Source organism: Streptomyces sp. NPDC050121 (genome assembly GCF_044460385.1).
GTDB lineage: Bacteria > Actinomycetota > Actinomycetes > Streptomycetales > Streptomycetaceae > Streptomyces > Streptomyces soliscabiei.
This window is the reverse complement of record NZ_JBITJV010000062.1, coordinates 1-22,459: the sequence shown is the minus strand read 5'-3', so window position 1 is coordinate 22,459 and position 22,459 is coordinate 1. Positions and strand designations below refer to the sequence as shown.

The 22,459-nt window shown below is 70.5% G+C and carries 22 protein-coding genes and 1 pseudogene; 2 read left to right on the top strand and 21 right to left on the bottom strand.

The window, feature by feature from the left end; genetic code table 11:
- Positions 1-97 precede the first annotated feature (97 nt).
- From ACIBTS_RS46020 to ACIBTS_RS46005, 4 genes are all read right to left on the bottom strand, one after another.
- Positions 98-814: a transglycosylase SLT domain-containing protein gene (locus tag ACIBTS_RS46020; RefSeq protein WP_399327446.1), complete on the bottom strand. Its 717-nt coding sequence runs from the start codon at positions 812-814 to the stop codon at positions 98-100.
- Positions 815-887: 73 nt separating this feature from the next.
- On the bottom strand, positions 888-1,562 hold the full coding sequence (locus ACIBTS_RS46015) for a transglycosylase SLT domain-containing protein (RefSeq protein ID WP_079660021.1): 675 nt from the start codon (positions 1,560-1,562) through the stop codon (positions 888-890).
- Between the two features lie 418 nt (positions 1,563-1,980).
- Positions 1,981-3,306, bottom strand: coding sequence for a PhoH family protein (locus ACIBTS_RS46010; protein WP_319671559.1), 1,326 nt, complete (start codon positions 3,304-3,306; stop codon positions 1,981-1,983).
- A 347-nt stretch (positions 3,307-3,653) separates the two neighbouring features.
- Complete coding sequence (locus tag ACIBTS_RS46005; RefSeq protein WP_319671558.1) at positions 3,654-4,427, bottom strand: isoprenyl transferase; 774 nt, start codon at positions 4,425-4,427, stop codon at positions 3,654-3,656.
- Between the two features lie 772 nt (positions 4,428-5,199).
- Here ACIBTS_RS46005 and ACIBTS_RS46000 point away from each other — a divergent pair.
- Positions 5,200-5,544 (top strand): annotated as a pseudogene (locus ACIBTS_RS46000) (DNA glycosylase AlkZ-like family protein); the annotation flags it as partial.
- A gap of 35 nt (positions 5,545-5,579) precedes the next feature.
- On the opposite strand, the gene ACIBTS_RS45995 reads toward ACIBTS_RS46000, so the two are convergent.
- The 16 genes from ACIBTS_RS45995 to ACIBTS_RS45920 all read right to left on the bottom strand — a co-directional run bounded on the left by ACIBTS_RS45995 (position 5,580) and on the right by ACIBTS_RS45920 (position 18,431).
- Positions 5,580-6,380 (bottom strand): methyltransferase domain-containing protein, encoded by an 801-nt coding sequence (locus ACIBTS_RS45995; protein ID WP_399327443.1) that lies wholly within the window; start codon positions 6,378-6,380, stop codon positions 5,580-5,582.
- Positions 6,381-6,477: 97 nt separating this feature from the next.
- Positions 6,478-6,864, bottom strand: coding sequence for a DUF192 domain-containing protein (locus ACIBTS_RS45990; protein WP_399327441.1), 387 nt, complete (start codon positions 6,862-6,864; stop codon positions 6,478-6,480).
- A gap of 53 nt (positions 6,865-6,917) precedes the next feature.
- Positions 6,918-7,535, bottom strand: a complete 618-nt coding sequence (locus tag ACIBTS_RS45985) for an OmpA family protein (protein ID WP_399327439.1) — start codon at positions 7,533-7,535, stop codon at positions 6,918-6,920.
- An 8-nt stretch (positions 7,536-7,543) separates the two neighbouring features.
- Positions 7,544-8,125 (bottom strand): hypothetical protein, encoded by a 582-nt coding sequence (locus ACIBTS_RS45980; RefSeq protein WP_399327437.1) that lies wholly within the window; start codon positions 8,123-8,125, stop codon positions 7,544-7,546.
- Between the two features lie 34 nt (positions 8,126-8,159).
- Positions 8,160-8,756: a pilus assembly protein TadG-related protein gene (locus ACIBTS_RS45975; RefSeq protein ID WP_399327435.1), complete on the bottom strand. Its 597-nt coding sequence runs from the start codon at positions 8,754-8,756 to the stop codon at positions 8,160-8,162.
- A 62-nt stretch (positions 8,757-8,818) separates the two neighbouring features.
- On the bottom strand, positions 8,819-9,055 hold the full coding sequence (locus ACIBTS_RS45970) for a Flp family type IVb pilin (protein WP_399327432.1): 237 nt from the start codon (positions 9,053-9,055) through the stop codon (positions 8,819-8,821).
- 114 nt (positions 9,056-9,169) lie between these two features.
- Complete coding sequence (locus ACIBTS_RS45965; RefSeq protein WP_399327430.1) at positions 9,170-9,976, bottom strand: response regulator; 807 nt, start codon at positions 9,974-9,976, stop codon at positions 9,170-9,172.
- A complete protein-coding gene (locus ACIBTS_RS45960; protein WP_399327428.1) occupies positions 9,976-11,496 on the bottom strand; it encodes a sensor histidine kinase in 1,521 nt (506 codons plus the stop codon). The genes ACIBTS_RS45965 and ACIBTS_RS45960 overlap by 1 nt, the downstream gene beginning before the upstream one ends.
- Positions 11,497-11,507: 11 nt before the next feature.
- Complete coding sequence (locus ACIBTS_RS45955) at positions 11,508-12,395, bottom strand: DUF5936 domain-containing protein (protein WP_319674977.1); 888 nt, start codon at positions 12,393-12,395, stop codon at positions 11,508-11,510.
- 34 nt (positions 12,396-12,429) lie between these two features.
- Positions 12,430-13,374 (bottom strand): type II secretion system F family protein, encoded by a 945-nt coding sequence (locus tag ACIBTS_RS45950; protein WP_399327426.1) that lies wholly within the window; start codon positions 13,372-13,374, stop codon positions 12,430-12,432.
- 5 nt (positions 13,375-13,379) lie between these two features.
- Positions 13,380-14,717, bottom strand: coding sequence for a CpaF family protein (locus ACIBTS_RS45945; protein WP_319674975.1), 1,338 nt, complete (start codon positions 14,715-14,717; stop codon positions 13,380-13,382).
- A 16-nt stretch (positions 14,718-14,733) separates the two neighbouring features.
- Complete coding sequence (locus ACIBTS_RS45940) at positions 14,734-15,096, bottom strand: TadE/TadG family type IV pilus assembly protein (protein ID WP_399327423.1); 363 nt, start codon at positions 15,094-15,096, stop codon at positions 14,734-14,736.
- Position 15,097: 1 nt separating this feature from the next.
- The gene (locus tag ACIBTS_RS45935) at positions 15,098-15,493 is read right to left on the bottom strand and encodes a TadE/TadG family type IV pilus assembly protein (protein ID WP_399327421.1); all 396 of its coding nucleotides are present in this window, start codon (positions 15,491-15,493) and stop codon (positions 15,098-15,100) included.
- 5 nt (positions 15,494-15,498) lie between these two features.
- Positions 15,499-16,755: a CpaE family protein gene (locus ACIBTS_RS45930; protein ID WP_399327419.1), complete on the bottom strand. Its 1,257-nt coding sequence runs from the start codon at positions 16,753-16,755 to the stop codon at positions 15,499-15,501.
- Positions 16,756-16,768: 13 nt separating this feature from the next.
- Complete coding sequence (gene cpaB, locus ACIBTS_RS45925; protein ID WP_319674971.1) at positions 16,769-17,476, bottom strand: Flp pilus assembly protein CpaB; 708 nt, start codon at positions 17,474-17,476, stop codon at positions 16,769-16,771.
- Positions 17,477-17,561: 85 nt separating this feature from the next.
- Positions 17,562-18,431, bottom strand: a complete 870-nt coding sequence (locus tag ACIBTS_RS45920; protein ID WP_399327417.1) for a hypothetical protein — start codon at positions 18,429-18,431, stop codon at positions 17,562-17,564.
- Between the two features lie 226 nt (positions 18,432-18,657).
- Between ACIBTS_RS45920 and ACIBTS_RS45915 the strand changes: the two genes are divergently transcribed.
- Positions 18,658-18,819, top strand: a complete 162-nt coding sequence (locus tag ACIBTS_RS45915; RefSeq protein WP_399327468.1) for a hypothetical protein — start codon at positions 18,658-18,660, stop codon at positions 18,817-18,819.
- Positions 18,820-18,868: 49 nt separating this feature from the next.
- On the opposite strand, the gene ACIBTS_RS45910 is transcribed toward ACIBTS_RS45915, so the two are convergent.
- Positions 18,869-22,459 (bottom strand): BTAD domain-containing putative transcriptional regulator (locus tag ACIBTS_RS45910; RefSeq protein ID WP_399327415.1); only part of this gene is annotated, 3,591 nt, incomplete at its 5' end.

Below are 22,459 nucleotides of genomic sequence, written 5' to 3'. Positions count from 1 at the left end.
TCGTCGGTCCCGGCCGTACCGACCGTACAGGGCGAAAGCCCCTCCCCCTATGACGGGGAGGGGCTGCGCAGGGTTGAGCGGGAGATGTGGCGCCGGCTCAGTAGGAGTGGTTGGCCTGCCAGTAGTCCCAGGCGCCGCAGGGGCTGTCGTAGCGCTCGTTCATGTAGTTCAGGCCCCACTTGATCTGGGTGGCCGGGTTGGTCCGCCAGTCGGCGCCGGCCGACGACATCTTCGAGCCGGGGTAGGCCTGGACGAGGCCGTAGGCGCCGGAGGAGGGGTTGACGGCCTGATAGTTCCAGGTGGACTCGTGGTTCACGATGTTGCTGAAGCACTGGAACTGGTCGGCGGGCACGATCTGCCGGGCGATGGCCTGGACCTCGGCGACGGTGTACGACGACTGCTGGGTGAAGCTGCCGGGGTCCACGGTCGAACTGGAGGCGGACTTGGTCTGCGCCTCGGCGCGTTCCTTGGCCTCCTGGTCGGCCTTCGCCTTGTCCGCGGCGTCCTTGGCGGCCTTCTGCTTGGCCACCGCGTCCTTGGCCGCCTGCTTGCGGGCCGTCTCCTCCGCCGACTTCCTGGCGGTGGTGTCGGCTGCGATGGCCTGCGCGGAGGCCTGCTGGGTCAGGGACGCGGTCTGTACCTGGGCCTGCTGCCCTACCGGTAAGTCCGCGAGGAGGGTCGAGTCGCCCGCCGTCGCCTCGGCGTCGTCGTTGGTCTGCGCGACGCTGCCCTGGGCGACGCCCATGACGGCGCCGACAGTGGTCACGGCGGTGGCAGAGGCCACAGCGAAGCCCCGGGCCGATATCCGGCTCACACGTATTCCTTCTGCTGAGTCATCAGGTGGTCAGGGTGAGGGGGGATGAACGGCCGGGGCCGCACGAGGCCTGCTAGTACCAGTGGTTGGCCTGCCAGAACGACCACGCCTCACAGGGGCTGCCGTACCGGCTGTCCATGTAGTTCAGGCCCCACTTGATCTGGGTGGCCGGGTTGGTCTGCCAGTCGGAGCCGGCGGACGCGTACTTGCCGGCGGGCAGCGCCTGGAAGAGACCGTAGGCGCCGGAGGAGGCGTTGACCGCGTGGTAGTTCCAGCTGGACTCGTGGTCCACGATGTTGCTGAAGCACTGGAACTGGCCGCTGGGCACCATCTGCGCCGCCATCGCCTGGATCTGCCCGACGGAGTAGGAGCTCAGGATCGGGAAGTCGCCCGCGCTGCGGCTGGCCTTGGTCTTGGCTTCGGCGCGCTCCTTGGCCGCCTTCTCGGCGGCCTCCTTCTTCGCGACGGCCGTCTCGGCGGCGGCCTTGCGGGCCGCTTCCTCGGCGTCCTTCTTCGCGCCCTCGTCCGCGGCGATGGCCTGGTAGCTGGCCTGCTGCGCGAGGGACGCCGTCTGCACCTGGGCCTGCTGGCCCACGGGCAGGTCAGCGAGGAGCGTCGCGTCGCTTGCCGTCGCCTCTGCGTCGTTGGGCTGCGCGACACTGCCCGAGGCAACGCCGACGACGCTTCCGACAGCGGTGACCGCCGTGGCCGAGGCCACTGCGAATCCCCGGACCGAGATCCGGCTCACACGGTTTTCCTTCCAGCATCGCCCGCTTCGGTGACCCTGGCGGACGCAATCGTGCCCCTGACGCTGGTCTCCGAACTGCGGGGTCACTGGAGACACGGGCCCGGTGGGCAACTCCCGCTGGGGGAGCGCCATGATGCTCGGGCGGCATACGACGTCGGTATGGAGTTGAGAGGTGAAGCTCAAGTTGTTCTGCACCGCTGGGGGTACAGGTGTGTCGTATGCGGGGCCTGACAGGACTGAGACTCTGCCGTAACCAAACGCGCAAGGCAATTCCGAGTTGCGTGTGAAAGCTCACACCTCTTTCACTCCGGGGGATTTCACGAAAGGCCCACACGCGAAGGCGCCGCCCGACTAGGCTCACTGCCTTTGCCGGACGGCACCAACTCACCTCAGCGTTTATGAAGTTGTCCGATCAGGGTCAGATCTGCCCGTCCTCCAGCATTTCGGTCACAAGTGCCGCGATCTGGGACCTCTCGGACCGGTTCAGCGTCACGTGCGCGAAGAGCGGGTGCCCCTTCAGTTTCTCGACGACGGCGACCACACCGTCATATCGCCCGACCCGCAGATTGTCCCTTTGCGCCACATCGTGGGTCAGAACGACCCGGGAATTCGCACCGATACGGGACAGAACGGTGAGAAGTACATTCCGTTCGAGCGACTGCGCCTCGTCGACGATCACGAAGGCGTCGTGGAGGGAACGGCCCCGGATGTGAGTCAGGGGCAGCACCTCCAGCATCCCGCGGGCGGTGATCTCCTCGATGACCTCGCGGCTGGTGACCGCGGACAGCGTGTCGAAGACCGCCTGCGCCCAGGGGCCCATCTTGTCGGCCTCGGAACCGGGCAGATAGCCCAGCTCCTGCCCGCCCACCGCGTACAGCGGCCGGAAGACCATCACCTTCTGGTGCTGGCGGCGCTCCAGGACCGCCTCCAGACCCGCGCAGAGCGCGAGCGCGGACTTGCCGGTGCCGGCCCGGCCGCCCATCGACAGGATCCCGACGTCCGGGTCGAGCAGCAGATCGAGCGCGATGCGCTGCTCGGCGCTGCGGCCCTTGATGCCGAACGCCTCCCGGTCGCCGCGCACGAGGCGCACATTGCCGTCGGCGGTGACCCGGCCGAGCGCCTTGCCGCGCTCGGACTGGATGGTCAGACCGGTGTGCACGGGAAGGTCGGCGACCTCGGGCACGTAGGTGTGGCCGACCTCGAAGAGGATGTCCACCTGCTCAGCGGACAGGCTCAGTTCGGACATTCCGGTCCAGCCGGAGGAGCCCGTGATGGCGAGCTCGGCGCGGTACTCCTCGGCGAGGAGACCGACCGAGGACGCCTTGATCCTGAGCGGAAGGTCCTTCGACACGACGGTGACGTCGAACCCCTCGGCCTGCAGATTGCGGGCGACCGCGAGGATGCGGGAGTCGTTGTCCCCCAGGCGGTAGCCGGTCGGCAGCACACTGGGGTCCGAGTGGTTGAGCTCGACACGGACGGTGCCGCCGAGTTCCCCGATCGGGATGGGGGCGTCGAGGCGACCGAACTTCACCCGGTAGTCGTCCAGCAGACGCAGCGCCTGCCGGGCGAAGTAGCCGAGTTCCGGATGGTGCCGCTTGGCCTCCAGTTCCGTGACCACCACGATGGGGAGCACGACCTCGTGCTCCTCGAAGCGGGTCATGGCGTTCGGGTCGGCCAGCAGGACGCTGGTGTCGAGAACATAGGTGCGCCGGTCTGGCATACGGCGCTTTGTGCTGGTCACCACGGAAGGACGTACCCCCTCGGATGAGGTCGGGGAGCGACGGAGTGGAGCTGGACCGGTTCTCGGCCGCCCTGCACGGGCCGAGAACCGGCCCCCCGCTGCTTCTTCCGTGCCGTGACCGCACGGTCGGGCTGGTGCAAAGGGCCTCCCGGGCGGACGGCCCCGTGCCGTCCGCTGAGATCCGACACCCGTGGTTCGGGCGTCGACCTGCTTGGCTTATGCCCTCGAACACGCGCCGCCATGCCACGGCATATGACGGCGCGCCGGTGAACTCCTCGTTACGTCCTTCGTTACTTCCGCCCCTGGCGACCCGCCGGTAGCCCGCAGGAGGCGCCGGCGGGCCTGCTGTGTCAGCCGCCGTAACGCCGGTGTCGGGCCGCGTAGTCGCGCAGGGCGCGCAGGAAGTCGACCTTGCGGAAGGCGGGCCAGAAGACCTCGCAGAAGTAGTACTCCGCATGGGCCGTCTGCCACAGCATGAATCCGGACAGCCGCTGCTCGCCGCTGGTGCGGATCACCAGATCGGGGTCGGGCTGTGCGCCGGTGTAGAGGTGGCGGCCGATCAGGTCGACGCTGACGGAGTCGGCGAGGTCCTCCATCGAGGTGCCCTTGTCGGCGGCGTCCACGATCATCGAGCGCACGGCGTCGGCGATCTCCTGGCGGCCGCCGTAGCCGATGGCGACGTTGACCAGTATTCCGTCGACGTGGGCGGTGGACTCCTCGGCCTCCTTCAGCGCGGTCTGCACATGGGAGGGGAGGATGTCGGGGGTGCCGACGTGGTGGACGCGCCAGCGGCCGTCGGCGGCGAGGGTGCGCACGACGTCCTCGATGATGCCGAGGAGCGGAACGAGTTCCTCCTGCGGGCGGTCGAGGTTGTCCGTCGACAGCAGCCACAGGGTGACGACCTCGACGTCCGTCTCGCTGCACCAGCCGAGGAACTCCTCGATCTTGTCGGCGCCGGCGCGGTGGCCGTGTTCGGTGGTGGAACCCGCGGCCTTTGCCCAGCGTCGGTTGCCGTCCATGATGACGCCGATGTGCTTGGGCACCTGAGCGTGGTCCAGGTGACCTTCCACCCGGCGTGCGTACAGCCTGACCAGAAGGCCGCGCAGCTTGTCGCGCAGGTTCACGTGAATGTCAGCCCCTCCGTACGGTGCGGTCCCCGCGGGGCGCAGCCTACCCCTGCGGGGCTTGGGTCGTTGAGCCGGGTGGGCACGGAGGTGGTGCGGGGGGAGGGCGGACGGGAGGCGCGTGGGGGCACAAAAAACGGGCCGGTCCGTGGGGGGGAGACGGACCGGCCCGAGGGGGGGTTTCCACCATAACCCTTCGTAAGTGATGCTGTGTGCATCGGCGCGCCACAACTACTCTCCGGAGTCGCCCGGCAACGCGCCGGTGGCCATTCAAGGCATGGTTCATGAGTGGTTCATGGCCAAAACGCAGCGGATTCCCAGGGCGTGGGGGCGTTTGCCGGAGGAAGCAGAGGTTTTGGAGCGGCTTGGGCGAGGGCCGGCCAGTTGTCCGAGGGTCCCCCCGATGGGCTAACCCGACCGCGAACGCGTCTTGACGCGGGCGTCACCGCGCAGCCCCCTCCACTGCGCGCTGACGTCCACGCAGCTTTGCTCACGCGAATTGCCTGGCCTCGAACTTACGTCAGGTCAACGCCGAATGTGAACTGTTCGCAATAACGATGTGGAAACTCCGCGGAGGCGGCGGGTCGCGCGGATGGAGGGGTGGATAGCGGGGTGGATAGCGGGGTGGATGGCGGGGTGGACGGAGAGGGTGGAGCGGGTCTCTGGAGGGGGTGGAGCCGGCCCGGGGGCGCTCGGGGGGTGCACGGCGACACAGAGAACAGGATCTGACCTCTTTGCCCCCTGACGTCGACGCCATGACCTTGGGGATCAGTTGGCGAGAGGCCTCCGCACGACGGCTCGAACGACAGTTCCTGGCCAATTCGCCGGCAGGCCGTCCACGGCCGCCCGCAAACGTCGTCGCGGGGGTCGTCGCGGCCATGCTCGGCGCCCACGGCAGGTACTTCACCGGGCGGGCCAGGCGGGCGCCCTGGGCTTCGGCCCGAACCGGGGCCGCAAGGTGACATACACCCGCGCCGCCCCGCTCCCCCCGGACCTGGGCCTGCGCACACTCGTCCGCCGCCACCCGGCGGCCTACGGCCCGGCGACGCCCGCGCACTTCGCCAAGTGGTCGACGACGAAGGGGAGTTGGGCGACCGCCCTGTTCGGGGAAGTGGCTGCGGACGGGCGAACCCGGACGGGCGGTGGGGCGGGTCAGTCGGTCGGTTTGCGGGCCTCTATGAGGTGGCGGGTGCTGTGCGCGACGAACGGGCCCTCGGCCTCGATCCGCTCGTGCAGGGCGCGGAGTCGGGGCCGGTACGCCTCCACCGTGAAGCCCGGGACCATCCACACCACCTTGCGCAGGAAGTGCACGACGGCGGCGATGTCGTGAAACTCGATCCGCAGCCGTTCCGCCCGCAGGTCGACGATCTCCAGCCCCGCCGCCTCGGCCCCGGCGCGCTCCCGCTCGGGATGCCGGGTGCTGCTCACCTCGTCGGGCTGCGGCCCCAGGAAGTACTCGACGAGCTCGAAGACGCTGCGAGGGCCGACGTGCTGGGCGAAGTAGGTCCCGCCGGGTTCCAGGACGCGGGCGATCTCACCCCAGAGGGGCCGGACCGGATGCCTGCCGCCCACCAGGTCGAAGGTGGCGTCCGCGAAGGGCAGCGGGGCGTCCTCCGGGCAGGCGACGACCGCGATGCCGCGCGGGCGGAGCAGTGCGGTGGCCTTGGCGACGTTCGCCGGCCAGCCCTCGGTCGCGACGGTGAGGACGGGCGCCTCGGGAGCGGCCCGGCCGAGAGCGAAGTCCAGGACCTCCCCTCCCCCGGTCTGGATGTCGAGCGCGGCCGTCGCCCCGGCCAGCCGCTCGGCCAACGACACCGCGTACCCCCACGACGGCCGCTCCTCGGTGGCCCGCCCCGCGAACCACGAGAAGTCCCATCCCTCGGTGGGGACGGCGGCCCCTTCGGCCAGGAGGTCCTCGAAGCTGGGGCGCGGGTCGCGGTCGTCGGCGCTCATAGGGCGATCATCACAGAAGAGGGGCACGGACGCCGCCGGTTTTTCTGCCGGCGCGGTCCAAGGGGAGGGCAGCAGGAGGAGGGTGCCCTGTCTCCTCTCACGGCGCTTCACCGTCGGCCCTACCCGCCTCGACCGAGACCCGCGCCCCCGCCTTCACCCCCCACCCCGCCATGACCCCCGCCTCCGCCTCCAGAACATGCCGTGCGCGCAGGCGCGGTCGGCCCAGCCGGCCGGGGCGCATCGTGCGGACGGCGAGGACGGTGAGGTCGCGGGTCAGGTAGGCGACGTCGATGGGGATGCGCATGCGGAAGGTGTGGATGCCGGAAGCGGGCGACAGCAACAACGCGCCGTCGACGGCGTCCCGACCCAGCAGACCCTTCGTACGGGCCCGGTAGGACGTGGCGAACTCCAACGGAACGGTCACACTCGCCCCGCCGCCCCCATGCACCGTCAACCGGCCCCACCCGTCCCGCCAACGCCTCATGCCCCGCCTTTCGCGTCCTGTACGGCCTACCCTTCCGCCCGTGCCGCGCGAGATCAGCTCGTCGTGCGGGGGAACGTGACCTCCACTCGGCGGTTCTTCTTGCGGCCCTCTTCCGTGGAGTTGTCGGAGATGGGGTACTGCTCGCCGTAGCCGCGGACCTCGAAGGTGATGTTCGGGTTGTTGAGCTGGCCGGCGAGTTGCGCCTGGACGGCGTCCGCCCGCTGCTTCGACAGGACGTCGCCGTGGGCTGAGGAGCCCAGGTTGTCGGTGAAGCCGAAGACGCGGACCAGGGTGGTGTTCTGCTTCTTGATCTCGGCGGCGATCGTGGCGATCCTGGCCTGCGCCTCCGCGCCGAGTTTCGAGCTGTCCTTGCCGAAGAGGACCTCGGCCTGGAGGGCGAACGTCACGTCCGCGTTGGTGTCCTCCCGCCGCTCGTCCCCCGCCTCGTCCTCGACGACCTGCTTGATGTCCAGCACCTTGGGCGCGGCGAGGGTGCCGCCCTCCGGGAGCTTGAGGTCGGGGTCGTTGGCGTCGACCTCCACGGGGGCGGACGCGGTGGGTTCGGTGCCGGGCGGGACGCTGGGCTTGGTGTCGTCGCCGTGGGCGGCGGGGGCCATCCCGATGATCACGAGGGTGGCCGTGGCCACCGCCAGAGTGAGACGTGGGGTCATGGCCGTCCTCACCCGGAGATCTTGATGACCCCGCTGGGGAACAGCGGGAGTTGGAAGGTGACGTCGGTCGAGCTGGCGGGGGGCGCGGGGAACTGGAGGAAGACGTCGATGGATTCGCCCGCCTTGAGGGTCGAGAAGCCCGTGGTCGTCAGGGGGCGGCCTTCGGTGTCGCGGAGGACGTAGTAGCGCTTCTTGCTCTTGGAGTCGACGAGGGTGGCTCCGCCGAGGGACAGTCCATTGTTCATGATCTCGGTCTCGTTGCCGCTCAGCGCCGAGGGGACGACTGCTTCCGTCCCGCTGTCGTTCTTGAGGGACCCGTTGACGGTGACGAACCCGCCCGAGTCGCGCACGGCGGAGGCGATCCGGAGCAGCAGCCCGCTCGGTCCCTTCAGCTCGGCCAAGGGCTCCTCGGACTGCCCTTCCTGAGTGTCCGGCTGCGATCCACCCGTCTTGGACGCGGACGACGAGCTCTGTGGCTTCTTGTCGTCGTCGCCCCCACCGCCGCAGGCCGCCGTGCCGAGAGCCAACCCGGCCACGACGGCCAGCACGACCATCCCCCTGCGGGCTTTCGCCGTGAACCGCATGCTCATCACTCCGCTTCCTTCACCACTTGTCGTTCCCGCGTCAGTCGTTGACCAGATGGACGTCGAAGAGATCCTCGGGTCGGGGCAAACCGGCGGGATCGTCCGGGTCCAGCTCCCAGTTCCTCCCACCCTTGCAGGTGAGTGTCGGTAGCACGTTGGCCTCGAGATCCTCGCCCGACGGTGGGCCAGACGGCTCGGCCGGCGGTTCGGATGGCTCGGATGGCGACTCGGATGGCGACTCGAACGTGCACAGAGGATCGATCACTGCGGTGGCCCAGGCGTGTGCCTTCGTGGTGCTCGTCGCAGGGATCACGGAGTCACCCGCCGACTTGTTCGTCTGGACGGCGACCTTGAACCGGAGGCCGTCCGACTTGCAGCGGTCCAGGCTGGCGTAGTTCTGCGCGGCGAGCTCAGAAGCGCGCCCGCACGGGTCGCCGTCCGCTCCGACACCGTCGAAGATGGCCTGCCACTTCGTTGGATCGAGAACGTCCTCGACCCACAGGCCCGCCAGTTGGTCCCTGGTCTCCTGCGCCCCTGCCAGCGCCGCCGCGTCGGCGGCCGTCTGAGCGCCGCTGCGGTTCACCGCCGCCTGGCCGACCGCGAAGTACGCGAACGCGAGGAAGAGCAGGCCCGCCACCACCGTGATGTAGATGGGGAAGACCTGCCCTGAGTCGCCATGCGCGCGAAGGCGAAGTCGTGTCAGGGAGCCACCTTGAGGATCTGGGCCCTGAGCTTGTCGACGATCGTCTGTCCCAGGTTCGTGTTCGCGATCAGGACGACGATCGCCACCACCACCGCGATGATGCCGAGGTACTCGACCGCGGTCTGCCCCTTGTCGCCGTGGGCGCGGCGGCGTACGGCCTTCGCCGTCGTGTTCGTCCAGCCGCTCACCCGGACCTTTGCCGCGACGGCGGTCTTCAGCAGCAGGTCGCTCATGGCGTTCCTCTCCATCGGTGGCGTGACCGGCAACGTAAGGCCGTGTGTCCGCCTCGGAGAAGGGTCTCTGGGCCCAATCCCGGGCCCAGGCGGGAGTGCGGCGGATTCGGAGCCTCACGACGTCACCGCCGTTCCCAGCCATTTGGCCGCGGCCTCGGAGCGGCTGCTGCTGTGCAGCTTGGCGAAGATGCGGTTGATGTGGTTCTTGACCGTCTTCTCGCTGATGAAGCAGGTGGCGGCGATCTGCTGGTTGTTCATGCCCGACGCGATGAGGTCCATGATCTCCGCCTCCCTCACGCTCAGTGGGAACCTCTCCCTGCCTGCCGACGTCGGCATCGACATCGGCATCGACTGTCCCATAGTTGATTGCAACTGCGAAAGCTGTTTCGTGAAAGTCGGCGAAAGTAGGGAAGTTGAGTCCGGTTCAACGTGTGCAGTCGCATCGTTCTGGATGTGCGCCAGTACTGCTGTCGCCGCCGTCGGGGTGAAGTGGGCGCGGCCCCGCGTGACGTCCCGTACCGCAGACACCAGCTCCTCCACGGTGAACTCGCCGTGGACCAGATAGCCCCCGGCCCCCTCGCGCAGGGCCTGCTGCACGATCTCGGGCTCGTGGCTGTACGTCAGCATCACGACCCGGGCGATCCGCGCCAGATGGGGGAGGGCCGAGAGGCCGTCGACGCCGGGCATGCGGACGTCCAGGAGGACGACGTCGGGGCGGTGCCGGAGGGCGGATTCGTAGGCCTCGCGGCCGTCCGCCGCCTCCGCGACGACCGTGAGGTCCTCGCGTCCGGAGAGGAGCGCGGTCAGGCCCGCGCGGACGACCGGGTTGTCGTCGGCCACGACGACGCGGACGGGGTCGGGCCGGTGCGGTGGGGGGAAGAGCGGCTGCACGGTGTCGGGGTGGGGCGGTCGGTCCGGCATCAGGCGGCCTCCTCTCGTGGGGCGAGCGCGGCCAGGGGGAGTTCGACGCGGACCTCGGTGCCCAGGGAGTCGGGGCCGGGACCGTGGCCGATGTGGATGCGGGCGCCGACGGAGGCGGCCCGTTCCACCATGCCGACCAGGCCGAAGTGGCCGGTGCGGCGGAGCTGTTCGAGGGTGGTGTCGGGCGGGAAACCGCAGCCGTCGTCCCGGATGGTGAGCGTCAGGAGTCCTCCGGTCACGGCCGCTCGTACGTCGACTCGTACGTCGACGCGGGTCGGGGCCGCGTGGCGGTGGGCGTTCTCCAGGGCCTCCGCGGCGATGGTGAGGAGTTGGCGGGCCACGGCGGGCGGCACGGGGAGCATCACGCCGTCGCCGGTGGGGCGGTGGTACGCGATCGGCAGGCCGGTCCGTTCCGTGAAGTCGTGTGCGGCAGCCGCCAGTTCGGGCAGGAGGTCGGCGACCTGCGCCGGGTCCGACTCGCGGCGCAGGTCGGTGAGGAGTTCACGGGACTCGGCGGCGGCGCGGCGCGCGGCGCGGGCGACGAGTTCGGCGTGTTGGCGTACCCGGGTCGGGTCCATGCCGGGTGAGCCCGCCGAATGGGCCAGGGCGTCCGCCGCGAGGGCCACGCCGTGCAGCGTCTTGGCCACCGAGTCGTGCATCTCGCGGGCCAGCCGGGCACGTTCGGCGGCGACCGCCTCGGTGACGGCCAGTCGGGCCTTGACGGTGGTCAGGGCCTGGGTTGCCGTGCCGAAGCGGAGCATCAGCTGGCGCAGGGCGGAGCCGACCGCGCCGGTGATGACGCAGAAGCCGGGCAGCAGCAGTCTCTCGGCCAGGCCCGCCCCCGACTCCCGTACGAGGGTCGCGTGGACCAGCAGCAGGATCAGCGACTGGAGGGAGGCGAAGCAGGCGGCGCCCCGCCAGCCGTAGACGATGCCGGCGAGGAGCGGGGTGCAGACGCTGACGTAGGCGAGCGTGGTGTCCGGGCCCGCCGAGATCAGCAGCAGGGTGCCGAACAGGGTGTCCGCGACCAGCAGGGAAGGGTGGCGCAGGAGGAGGGGGCCGAAGCGCTCCCAGTCACGGAAGAGGACGTACGAGCCCATGAAGGTGGCGACCACGGCCGCGCCCACCAGGCGGACGCTCATGCCGGGGGCCGCGTTGAGGAGGGCGGCGGGGGCGGCGACGGCGATCATGGCCAGACGGAAGGCGAAGACCTGGCGGCACATCGCCTGGAGCGCGTTGACCTGGAGGGGGATGGAGGCCTCGCCCGCGGCTGCCTGACCCGCAGTTGCCTGACCCTCGGTTGCCTGACCCTCGGCCGCCCCGCCCATGGCTCCCGGGTCCTCCGCCGCCCGGCCCATGGCTCCCGCGTCCTCCGCTGCCCGGGCCGTAGCTGCCCGGCGCCCGGCTGCCCGACCGCCGACTGCCCAGCCGCCGGTCTCGCTGCCCCCGGTCTCGCTGCCGCGACTACCACGGCTGCGGCGGCGCCACTGCCTCGTGCGCGTCTCCATGGTGACCGTCATGACCGTCCGCCCTAGTCGCCCGTGATCGAGCTGAAGTCCGTGCCGGAGCCGAGCAGCATGCCCGCGCCGAGGAGGAGCATCGTCGCCGGGACCATGAACGTCGTGATCATCAGCGTGGCCTTGGGGACGGCGCGGGCCGCCTTGCGGCGGGCGTTCTGCGCGTCCGTGCGGCGCATGTCCTTGGCGATCGAGACGAGTGTGTCGACGATCGGCGCGCCGAGCTCCTCGCCCTGCTGGAGCGCGGTGACGAACATGGCGACCTGCTCGGAGTCGTTGCGCCGGCGCAGTTCCTGGAAGGCCTCGCGGCGGCTCACGCCGAGGTCCATCTGCCGGAGGGTGATGCGGATCTCGTCCGCCCACGGGCCCTCGTAGCGGGACGCCACCCGGTCGAGGGCCTGGCGGAAGCCGAGGCCCGCGCTCACCACCACGGCGAGGACGTCGAGGAAGTCCGGCAGGGTCCGCTCGATGGCGTCCTTGCGGATGCGGATCGCGGACCAGATGCCGACCTCGGACCAGAACAGGCCGAAGGCGAGCATGAGCAGCGCGACGAAGAAGCTGCCCTGGAGCAGGGCGGCGAAGGCGCCGAGGGCGCCGGTCGCGCCGTAGACGGCGCGCCGGGCCGCGTAGCGGTCGATGGTCAGGCCGCCCGGGTTGCCCGCGAGGTCGATCCTGCGGCGGTAGCGGGTGACCTGCTTGGGGCCCATCAGCCGCAGCACGGCGGGTGCGTACCGCATGCCGAGGCGGTCGATGAGCGAGCCCACGGCGCTGGTGCGGGTCGCGCCGACCTCCAGGGCCAGCGCGAGGTCGCTGGGCAGCTTCACCTCGGCCCGGTACATGCGGATGCCGGCGAACATGCCCCAGACGCTGAGGCCCACGGCGAGTGCGAGCAGCAGTTCCATCCCTGGTTCCCCTCTCCCTCTCCCTACTCCCTGCTCAGACGTCGATGCGGGACATACGGCGGATGAGGACGAAGCCGACGGCGTAGAGGCTGAACGCGATGATCACGCAGGCCTGGCCGACGGGCGACCCGGTCATGCGGTCCAGCGTGCCGTCCTCGACGCTGTTCATGAGGAACAACGCCCCGACCCCCAGCACCGGCACGGCGTAGGAGGTCATGTTCACCTGCGACAGCTGGGTGCGCACCTCGCGCCGGGTCTCCTTGCGTTCCTCCAGCGTCTCCGTCAGGTTGCGCAGCGCGCCGACGACCTGGCCGCCGGCGCGGTTGGACAGGACCAGGGTGGTGACGAGGACGACGAGCTCTCGGGAGGGGAGACGGTCGGCGAGTTCGCCCAGGGCGTCGTCCATGGAGTGGCCGACCGCCAACTGGTTGGCCACCTTGGCCAGTTCCTCGCCCGCCGGGGCCTCCAGCTCCTCCGCCGCCATGCCGATGGCGGTGCGCAGCGCCAGGCCCGCGTGGGTGGCGTTGGCCAGTATGCGGGCCAGTTCGGGGAGTTGGTTGATGAACCTCTCGATGCGTTTCTGGCGTTGCCAGTTGAGGAACTGCCACGCCGCCCAGACGCCCAGGAGGCCGGCGATCGGGCCGAAGAAGGGGGCCAGGGTGGCCTGCCCGACCAGCCACAGGCCGGCCACCGCCGCCAGCATGTAGACGAAGAACTCGCCGGGGGTCAGGTCCAGGCCGGTCGCCGTCAGTTTCAGCTCCAGCTTGCGGCCCGTGGTCGTGCGGCGCAGCCTGCGGTCCAGGGTGCGGAAGCGGCGTCGGCGGGCGGTGCCGGTGAGCTGGCCGGTGGCGGAGAGGCGTTCCACCAGTTCCGCCCGCTGGGCCCGGCCTTTGGCGTAGATGTGCACGCCGACGACGGCCAGGGCGCAGGTCAGCAGGGCCACGCCGGTGGTGAGGGTGGTGAGGGTGTCGAGGTCCATCAGCGTTACCGGGCTTCCCTTGTGGTCAGTTCGAGTGCGTCCCGTGCGACCCCGAACGCCTGCGGTATCGGCTGGCTCGCCATATAGAGCCGGTCGGCGGTACGGCGGGGCAGCGGGAAGTACTCGAAGGCGCCGTGGATCCGGCCGTCGGCGGTCATCGGCTGGGCGTTGAAGCGGGCGATCGTCGCCAGCCGGTACGGCTCGCCGCCGTGGCTGTCGAGCAGGGCGATCTCGGTGATCCGGCGGGCGCCGTCGGCGAACCGGGTGAGCTGGACGACGACGTCCACCGCGCTGTTGATCTGGTCGTGCAGGGCGACGAAGGGGATCTCGACGTCCGACATCGAGGCGAGGGTCTGCAGCCGCATCAGGGCGTCCTCGGCGCTGTTGGCGTGGACCGTGGCAAGGGAGCCGTCGTGGCCCGTCGACATCGCCTGGAGCATGTCGAGCGACTCGCCGCCGCGGACCTCGCCGACCACGATCCGGTCCGGGCGCATCCGCAGGGAGTTGCGGACCAGGTCGCGGATGGTGATGCGGCCGTTGCCCTCGACGTTCGGGGGGCGGGACTCCAGGCGGATCACATGCGACTGCTGGAGCTGGAGTTCCGCCGAGTCCTCGATGGTGATGATGCGTTCGCCGTCCGGGATCAGGCCGGAGAGGGCGTTGAGGAGCGTCGTCTTGCCGGTGCCCGTGGCGCCCGAGACGATCACGTTGAACTTCGCCTGCACCAGACCCGCCAGCAGGTACAGCATCTGCTCGTCCAGTGAGCCGAAGCCCATCAGCTCGTGCAGGGTGAAGGAGCGTGGGAAGCGGCGGATGGTGAGGGTGGGGCCGGTGAGGGACAGCGGCGGGATGATCACGTTGACGCGTTCGCCGGAGGGGAGGCGCGCGTCGACCATCGGGTTCGTCTCGTCGACACGGCGGTTGACCGTCGAGACGATGCGCTCGATCGTCTGCATCAGCTGGTCGTTCGACGCGAAGCGGAGCGGGAGTTGCTCCACCCGGCCGCCGCGCTCGACGAAGATCGCGTCGGGGCCGTTCACCATGATCTCGGTGATCGACGCGTCTTCGAGCAGCGGCTCCAGGATGCCGAGGCCCAGTGCCTCGTCGACGACCCGGCGGATCAGCTGCGAGCGCTCCACCGTGGACAGCACCGGGCCCTCGCGGCTGATGATGTGCCCGAGCACGCGCTCCAGCCGGGCCCGGCGCTCGGCAGCCGCGAGCGAACTCATCTCGGCGAGGTCGATCTCCTCCAGCAGCTTGGTCCGGTAGGAGGAGACCAGATGGCCGTCCTCGCCCCGGCCGCTGTTCTCCTCGGGGGAGGTGATGCGTGCCCGCAGGCTCATGTCGGATGCCCTTCCCTCAGTGGTCGACCGGCATCGTGGCCGTCTTGTGTGCCTCGCCGAAGTTCCCGATACCGGGGATGACGGACGGGATGGTGACGGTGGAGGTGACCGTGACCTCGTCGTCGCCGAACGCCAGATCGCCGCAGCTCGCCTTCAGCCAACTGCTGACCGCCTGCTGGCAGTCGGCGTTGTAGTTCCCGTCGAGGGACGCGCTGCGGGCCCCGGTCCTGGCCGCCGTGCCCGCCTGCTGGGCGGCGTAGGCGATCAGGCCGAGCTGTACGGCACCCAGCGCGACCAGCAGGAGCAGGGGCAGGAACCCGAGGTACTCCAAGGCCACTTGACCTCGGTCGCTCGACCCTCTTCGGCGTCCGTGAGCCATCTCAGCCGCCGCCCTCGTCGCCGTCGTCCTCCTCGACGGCACCCGCGTGGCCGTGCACCTTGAACGGGAAGTCGATCAGGCCCGGGAAGAGGACGGGGACGTACAGGGTGACGTCGGCCGTCACATAGCCGGTGCCGCCGCAGTCCACCTCGGCGTTCCCCTTCCACGCGTCCCCCAGCTTGGCCAGGCCCGCCTCCTGGCACACCCCTGGCCGCTCCCCCGGAGGCGCCGCCGTGCCCGCCCGCACCGCCTCGTCGGCAGCATTCCCCGCGAGCGTGAAGGTGTACCCCACCAGGACGAACTGCCACACCACCACCAGGGTCACGATGATCAGCGGTGTCATGCCGAGGAACTCGATGGTGACCTGGCCCCGGTCGCCGCCCCGAAGTCTGCTCATGACGCTCACTCCCTCCGCCGCCGGAACCCGACCGTGCCCCGGTCCCCGCCCCGGGCCCGTCCTCCGCTCCTGCGCACCAGCGCGGCCTCGGGCCCTTTGACCAGCCCCAGCTCGCCGGCGAGCGCCCACAGGGCCTGGCGGACGGCGCCCTTGGCATCGAGGGTGTCGACCCGGCCGGCGTCCACGGCGGCCTGGAGTTCCTTGAAGTTCGCGGGGACCGTCGTCGTGGCGAGGGCCGTGCCGGTGATCTTCTGGATGAGCGGGGGCTGGATCTCCGTACCGCGGCTGTGCCGGTTGACGACGACGGTCGTCTCCTCCGCCTTGCGGATCTGGAGCCGGTCCCACATGCGGACGGTGCGTTTGGCGCCGCGCACGGCGACCACGTCGGGGGTGGTGACGAGCAGCGCGCGGTCGGCGAGTTCGACGGCCGCCGCGCCCGCGCCGCCGAGCTGGGCGCCGCAGTCGACGACGACGACCTCGTAGCGGGAGCGCAGGGCGCTGAGGATCTGGCGGGCGGCGCGGTCGGTGACCTCCTCGCCGCGTTCGCCCTCGCCGGGGGCGAGCAGCAGGGCCACGCCGCTGTCGTGGCGGAAGACGGCCTCGGCGAGGATGCGGGGCGAGATGTCGGCGATGGCGGCGAGGTCGACGACCGAACGGCGGAACTGGACGTCCAGGTAGGAGGCGATGTCGCCGGCCTGGAGGTCGAGGTCGACGAGCGCGGTGGGACGGCCGGACGCCTGGGCGGCGAGGGCGAGTTGGACGGCCGTGAGGGTCGCGCCCACACCGCCCTTCGCGCCGCTGACGGTGACGACGGTGCCGCCGACGCCGGTGAACACGTCGCCGCCGTGTCCGAGATGGCGTCGTACGCCCACCGACCACTGGGCGACGGCCTGGACGCGGCTGGCGAGATCCTCGTAGCTCAGCGGCAGGGTGACCAGGCCGCGGGCGCCGGAGTCCATGGCGGCGGCGAAGAGGCCGGGGCCCGCGTCGGTGGTGACGAGGATGACGCCGACCGCCGGGAAGCGCAGGGCGACCTCGCGGACCAGCTCAAGCGCCGGTACGGGCCCGATGCGTTCGTGGACGACGACGACCTCGGGCAGCTCGTCGACCGACTCGGCGGCCAGCCGGGCGAGGGTGTCGACGAGTTGCGTGGAGTCGCCGACCGGGGCGACCGGTTCGGCGTCCGGGAGCTGGCTGAGCAGGGTGGTGAGGGAACGGACCGCGTCCGCGTCGCCGACGGCCGGGAGGATCCTCGTGGGCATGGGCGGCGGCCTCTCACTTGTCCGTGGTGAGCTCGTACGTACGGTCCCGTTCGGGGACCGTGGTGTCGCCGCCGGGTGCGACGAGGGCGAGGCGGACGCGCTTGGCGAACGACTCGGCGTAGGTGAGACGCTGGGCGTCGAGGGTGGACAGCGCGAAGGTGATCGGGACCTGGTCGGTGGCCGACCGGTTGCGGTTGGTGTCGTCCGGTTCGAGGGCCTTGATCTCGCCGACGTCGAGGACCCGGGCGTTGGTGACGATGATCTTCGACTGGTCGGGGTCGGTCGCGCGGGCGCCCTCGAAGGTGGCGTACACGTTGACGGTCGCACCCGGGGTGATCTTGCCGGCGACGCCGGTGGCCGCGTCGATCATGATGGCGACCTCCTGCTGCCCCGGCTGCAGGGCGGGCTGGTCGACGATCATGTCGCTCTGCAGCAGCGAGCCCTTCTTCAGCGTCGTCACCGCGATCTTGCCGCGGATGGCGGCGAGGTCGGTCACGGCGTTCTCCGACAGCCAGCGCTCCGGCATCTCTATCTTCTTGAACTGGTCCGCCTTCAGGGCGGCGTAGGGGGCCACGTCGGAGCGCAGCTCATAGGCGGTGACCTCGGGGCCGACCTTGGACTTCACGTCGTCGATGACGGAGAGGACGCCGGCGAAGGCCGCGAGCGCGCACAACACCGACAGAAGCAGGAGAATCACGCCGCGGCGCTGACGGGAGTTCATGGGCCGTACAACCTCGTTGGGGGTCGGGTCGAGCGGACGGAAGGAGGCCTACAGGTCAAGCTGGGTCGAGATGGTTCGAGCTGTCTCAGCCGCCCGCGGTGAGCGCGCGGGCGGGTCGGGCGGTGAGCTCGGAGGCGGACGGCGGGGTCGCGGAGCAGAAGACGCAGCGGTCGCCGATGACGTCGATGCCGCACCAGTGGCAGACGCCCTGCTGCACCGAGGTGACCAGTTGGTAGAGGACCGACAGGTCGGGCAGATAGCCGCAGAACTCGATCGCCTTGCCGGTGCCCCACCAGTCGGCGGACTCGGCGGGCAGGGTCGTCTCCCGCAGCCCCTGCACCTTCCAGGCCGGGGCGAGGGTGTCGGTGACCCAGTCGGACTGCAGCTGGCCGCGGGCGACGAGCATCCAGGTGCCGAACTCGGGCCCGGGAAGCGTCACTTCGGGGCTCGCCTTCACCATCTCCGCCTGCGGATGTGCCAGCACACCGAACTGACTACCCGGAACCCATGACCTGGCATGCGACTTCAGGCCGACGACCGGAACCCGGTCGAGGCGGGCCACCGACCCGAGGAGCGCGCCCGCGTGGAGGTAGTGGGTGAGCAGCCGGCCCGCGGAGGCGAGGACGCCGGGGCCGAGGTCGCAGGAGGCGAGCTGACGCAACTGGCGGGCGAGGACGGCGACGGCGAGCGGGGGCAGTTCGGGACGGAACAGCGCGATGCGGTCGCTCTCCAGGAGGGAGCGGATGGTGTGCAGCCGCTGCTCCACGGCGGGGGGCACGGCCCGCGAGTACACGACGATCACATGCCCGTACTGTTCGAGGAGGGTCTGGACGGCGGCGAGGGCCCCCTCCAGCGGCTGCCGGTCGAGGTCGGCGAGGACGGCGGCGGGCAGGGTGCGCTCGTCCTGGGGCGGCAGCGCCAGGTCCGCTCCGGTCACGGCAATGGCAGTTGGCACACGCAGCTCCCCGATTCCCGCGGTCCGGCCCACCGGCGTTACTCCGGTGCACCGGGATGACTTCATTGCGTGACTACCTCAGCACTGTATCCACGCCCCTGTGGCCGGAGAACAGCTTTCCGTGACGGCCCGGAAACTCTTCGTCCCACAAGTCACAGCAAACCGGGGCAGGTTACGCACTCAGGGTCTCCCACCGGCCTCCACGGGCCCTCCACAACCGGACTCCTTGACAACGGGATTGATCTGGACCAACGAAATGGTGGCGGCGAAGCCCAACTCCACCTACACGCTGAGCGCCTGGGTCCAGGGCGGCTACACCTACCTGGGACGCGGCGGCGGGGGCGCGTGGTCGGGTGCGGTGGGTCCGCATGTGCACGGGTTGCCGTAGTTCTGTGTGGGGGGACGGCCTGATGCCGCATTGCATGCCGTAACCGGTTCTAGGGGGCGGGTGCGTCGACAATGCGGCGGTACTCCGCCTCGGCCCATGCCGACAGGCCGTGGGCACCGCGCGTCCCGGACAGGGATTGCGCCTGTTCGAGCTGGGCCAGGGCATCCAGGCTGTGTTCGGACGACGAGGCCAGCGCGGTACCGGCCTGTATGCGCGCGAGTGCTTCGTAGAGCGGCATACGGCAGGTGCGGAACACCTCGGCGGCCTCCTGTGCGAACCGCGCCGCGACCGCGGGGTCCTGCCGGGCGAGGTGGAGCTCGGCGCGGGAGAGCGCGATGAAGGCACGCTGGTGGTGTGGTCCGTCAGGCCTGGCCGCGCAGGCCGCCCGATCCGTCCAGGTGCCGGCGGCGGCGAGGTCGCCCCTGGCCAGCTCCGCTCTGGTCAGCAGCCCGAACCACAGAGCGCGCGTGGGAGCTTCGAACCTGAGCAGGTCAGGGCCGCCGCCTGCCCGGGTGACCGTGCGGACGCAGCCGTCCGGGTCACCGTTGAAGAGCATGGCCTGGCCGAGAATCCCGAGCGCGACCGATCTGACCCGTCCGGGCTCGCAGTCGTCGGCCGTGTGCAGTGAGGTCACCAGCTTCTCGAAGAGGGAATCGTCCGTGGCGTAGTCCCCTCGCCACAGACGAGTGGCGGCGAGCACACCGGCGGCGAAGGAGGACGCCTCCTCGCTGCCGACCATCGACGCTGCTTCCAGCGCCTCCTCCGCGCATCTGCTCGCTTCGTCCAGGTTTCCGAGGAGCAGGTGGACGTGCGCGGAGGCGGCGAACAGATCGCTGAGCAACAGGCTGTTGCCGGTACGGCGGGACAACTCGAGTCCCTGGTCGAGATGGCGCAGGGCCGAGTCGTGGCGGGCGTGCAGCAGTTCCGTCCAGCCGATCACGGAAAGGGCCTCGATGTACTCCGGCTGTTCGCTCTGCGCTCCGCCGAGGGACTCGAGCAGTCGGGTGAGGTGGGCGTGGGAGAGGGCGTTTTCGCCGGTCGAGGCGTACGCGAGCGCCAGCAGCGCTCGGGCCATGGCGAGCCGCGGGGGGTCTCCCGCTCTCTCCGCCGAGGCAAGTGCCCGTTCGCTCCAGCGGACCGCCGTGGAGAACTCGTCCGTGCGCTGAGCGATGGCGGCGAGCGCCATCTCCAGCTCCGCGACGTCGTGGTCCGACCGGCCGTCCCGGTCCTCCAACTCCCGCAGCAGCAAGCGCATTGCCTGCTGATAGTCGCCGAGCATCCACTCCATCGTGGCCTGGGAGACGACGACCCGGATCCGTATGTCCCCCGCCTGAGGAGGAAGCAGCAAGGCCGTGGCACGCAGCAGGTCACGACTTTCTCGCAGCCGTCCGACCGCGCCGAGCGCGCTGGCCCTCTGGAACCACAGATCCGGCCGGAGGCGGCCCTCGTCGCCCAGCAGCCGGAGGGCCTCCTGTGTCCACTGCGCGGCGGTGGCCGGAGCGATGGTCAGCACGTCGCGGGCAGCCTCCGCCAGCAGCTCCGCGGCCTTCTCGTCACCCGGATGCGCCGATCGCTGGACGTGCGAGGCCTGGGCGGACGACGAGGCTCCGCGCGCCGCCAGGCACCGCGCGGCACGGCCGTGCGCGCTGATCAGCCAGCCGGCGCCCGCTCCTTCGTAGACGGCGGCACGCACGAGCGGATGGCGGAAACCGAACTGGCCCGGGGGTCCCACGGGCCGCACCAGGTCGTGTGCGGTGAGTTCGTCGAGGGCTGCCAACGTGCGGGCCTGATCGGACCCGGCGACGTCCGCGACCATCGTGACCGAGAAGGAGTCGCCGAGAACCGCGGCCGCCCGCACGCAGAGCCGCGCCGACTCCGACAGACCCTGTAACTCCGCCAGGAGCGAGTCCCGCACGGGTCGGGGCACGTCTCTCATGGAGGCTGCCGGATCCAACGGGACGGCCACCGCGAGCTGCTCGGAGGGCATCCGAGTCAGCGCTTCCAGGTAGAACGGATTGCCGCCGCTGACGTCATACAGCTGTCGCCAGCGCCCTGGGCCCATGTCGGCTGCGAACAGTCGCGCCGCGTCCGTGGACGAAAGGGGAGTCAGCTCCACGCGGGACACTCGGCTGTCCGCTCCGGCCCGGCTCAGGGCCGCCGACAGACGAGGTGGAATCTGCCGAGGACGGTGGGCAAGCGCGAGCAGCACCCGCGCCTTCGGCGGATGCCGTATCAGGTGGTCGATCAACTCGGCGGTCGCGTCGTCCGCCCAGTGCAGATCGTCCAGGCTGAGTACGAGCCCCTGGCCACCCGCGCCCACGGCTTCCAGCAACGACCGCACTGCCCGGTGCAACCAGTACCGCTCGGCCCGCACCGCCCCCGCCGCCACGCCGTGGTCCCACAAGGCGGGAAAGACGGCGGCCAGTTGACGCACGGCCGCCTTCGGCAGCGCCTCCACAGGGTTCTCGCGCGGGGCCGCGGAAGCGAGGTGGTCGTCCAGCGCGTCCACGAAGGCGCCGTACGGAGCCTGATCGAACTGCACGCTGCGCCCGGTCAGCACCAGCAGCCCACGCCGCCTCGCCCGCTCGCCGAGTTCGGCGAGCAGTCGCGTCTTGCCGATACCCGGTTCCCCGGCGAGCTCCACCACGTGTGCCTGGACGCCGGACTCACCAGTGGTCACGTCCTCAAGGGCGCGGTCGAGCACCGCCACCTCTTCGTCACGTCCCACCAGCCGGCCCAGCCGACCCAGCTGACCCATTCGGCCGCCCGTCGCGGGACGCGTCTCGACGGCGGCGGGCACCGCTGAGGGGCGGGCGCCTCCCGAACCCTTGTGGCGGTCGGCCCGGCCGGGGCCGGTTTCCTCACCGCGGAGGATCGCCTGATGCAGCCGCTGCACATCGGGTCCCGGCTCAGTGCCGAGTTCCTCGGCCAGCCGCTCCCGTAGGGCGGCGAAACAGGCCAGAGCTTCCGGGCCGCGTCCGCAGATGTGCAGCGCCCTCATCAACGCCGCGGCGAGCGGTTCGACCAGCGGGTGCTCGGCGACCAGATCGGGCAGCCGACCGACCACCGCCGCATGGTTGCCCGCTTCCAGCTCGCAGTGGGCCCAGGCGACCAGCGCGGCGAGGTACTCCTGCTTCCAGCTTTCCCGGGCCCGGACCGCCCAGGGCCCGGGTAGCCCGGCCATGGGTTCTCCCCGCCACAACGCACACGCCTGACGTAGCGCCAACGCCCGTTCCCCGTCCGTGCGGGCAAATCCGCGGGCCTGCTCGACCAGATGCCGGAACCGATGCAAGTCCACCTGGTCGGGGGCCACGTCGAGCAGGTATCCGTCGGCGCGACGCAGGACACGCGGCGACGCGGTGGGGTCACCGTGCTCGGGAACCGGGGCACCCGGCTTCACCTCCAGGAGCCGACGGATCCGGGCGATGTGCGCATAGAGCGAGGCGCGGGCCTCGGCAGGCGGATGCTCACCCCACAGCCGGTCGACCAGCGCGTCGATCGGGACCGGCCGGCCGGCATCTGCCAGCAGGAAGGCGAGCACGGCCCGGAGCCTCCCCCTGAGTGGTGGACACGCTGATACTGGATCTGCTTGATCCGGAGGAAGCGAGAAGACCGCCGATGGCGATGAAGGACTACTCGG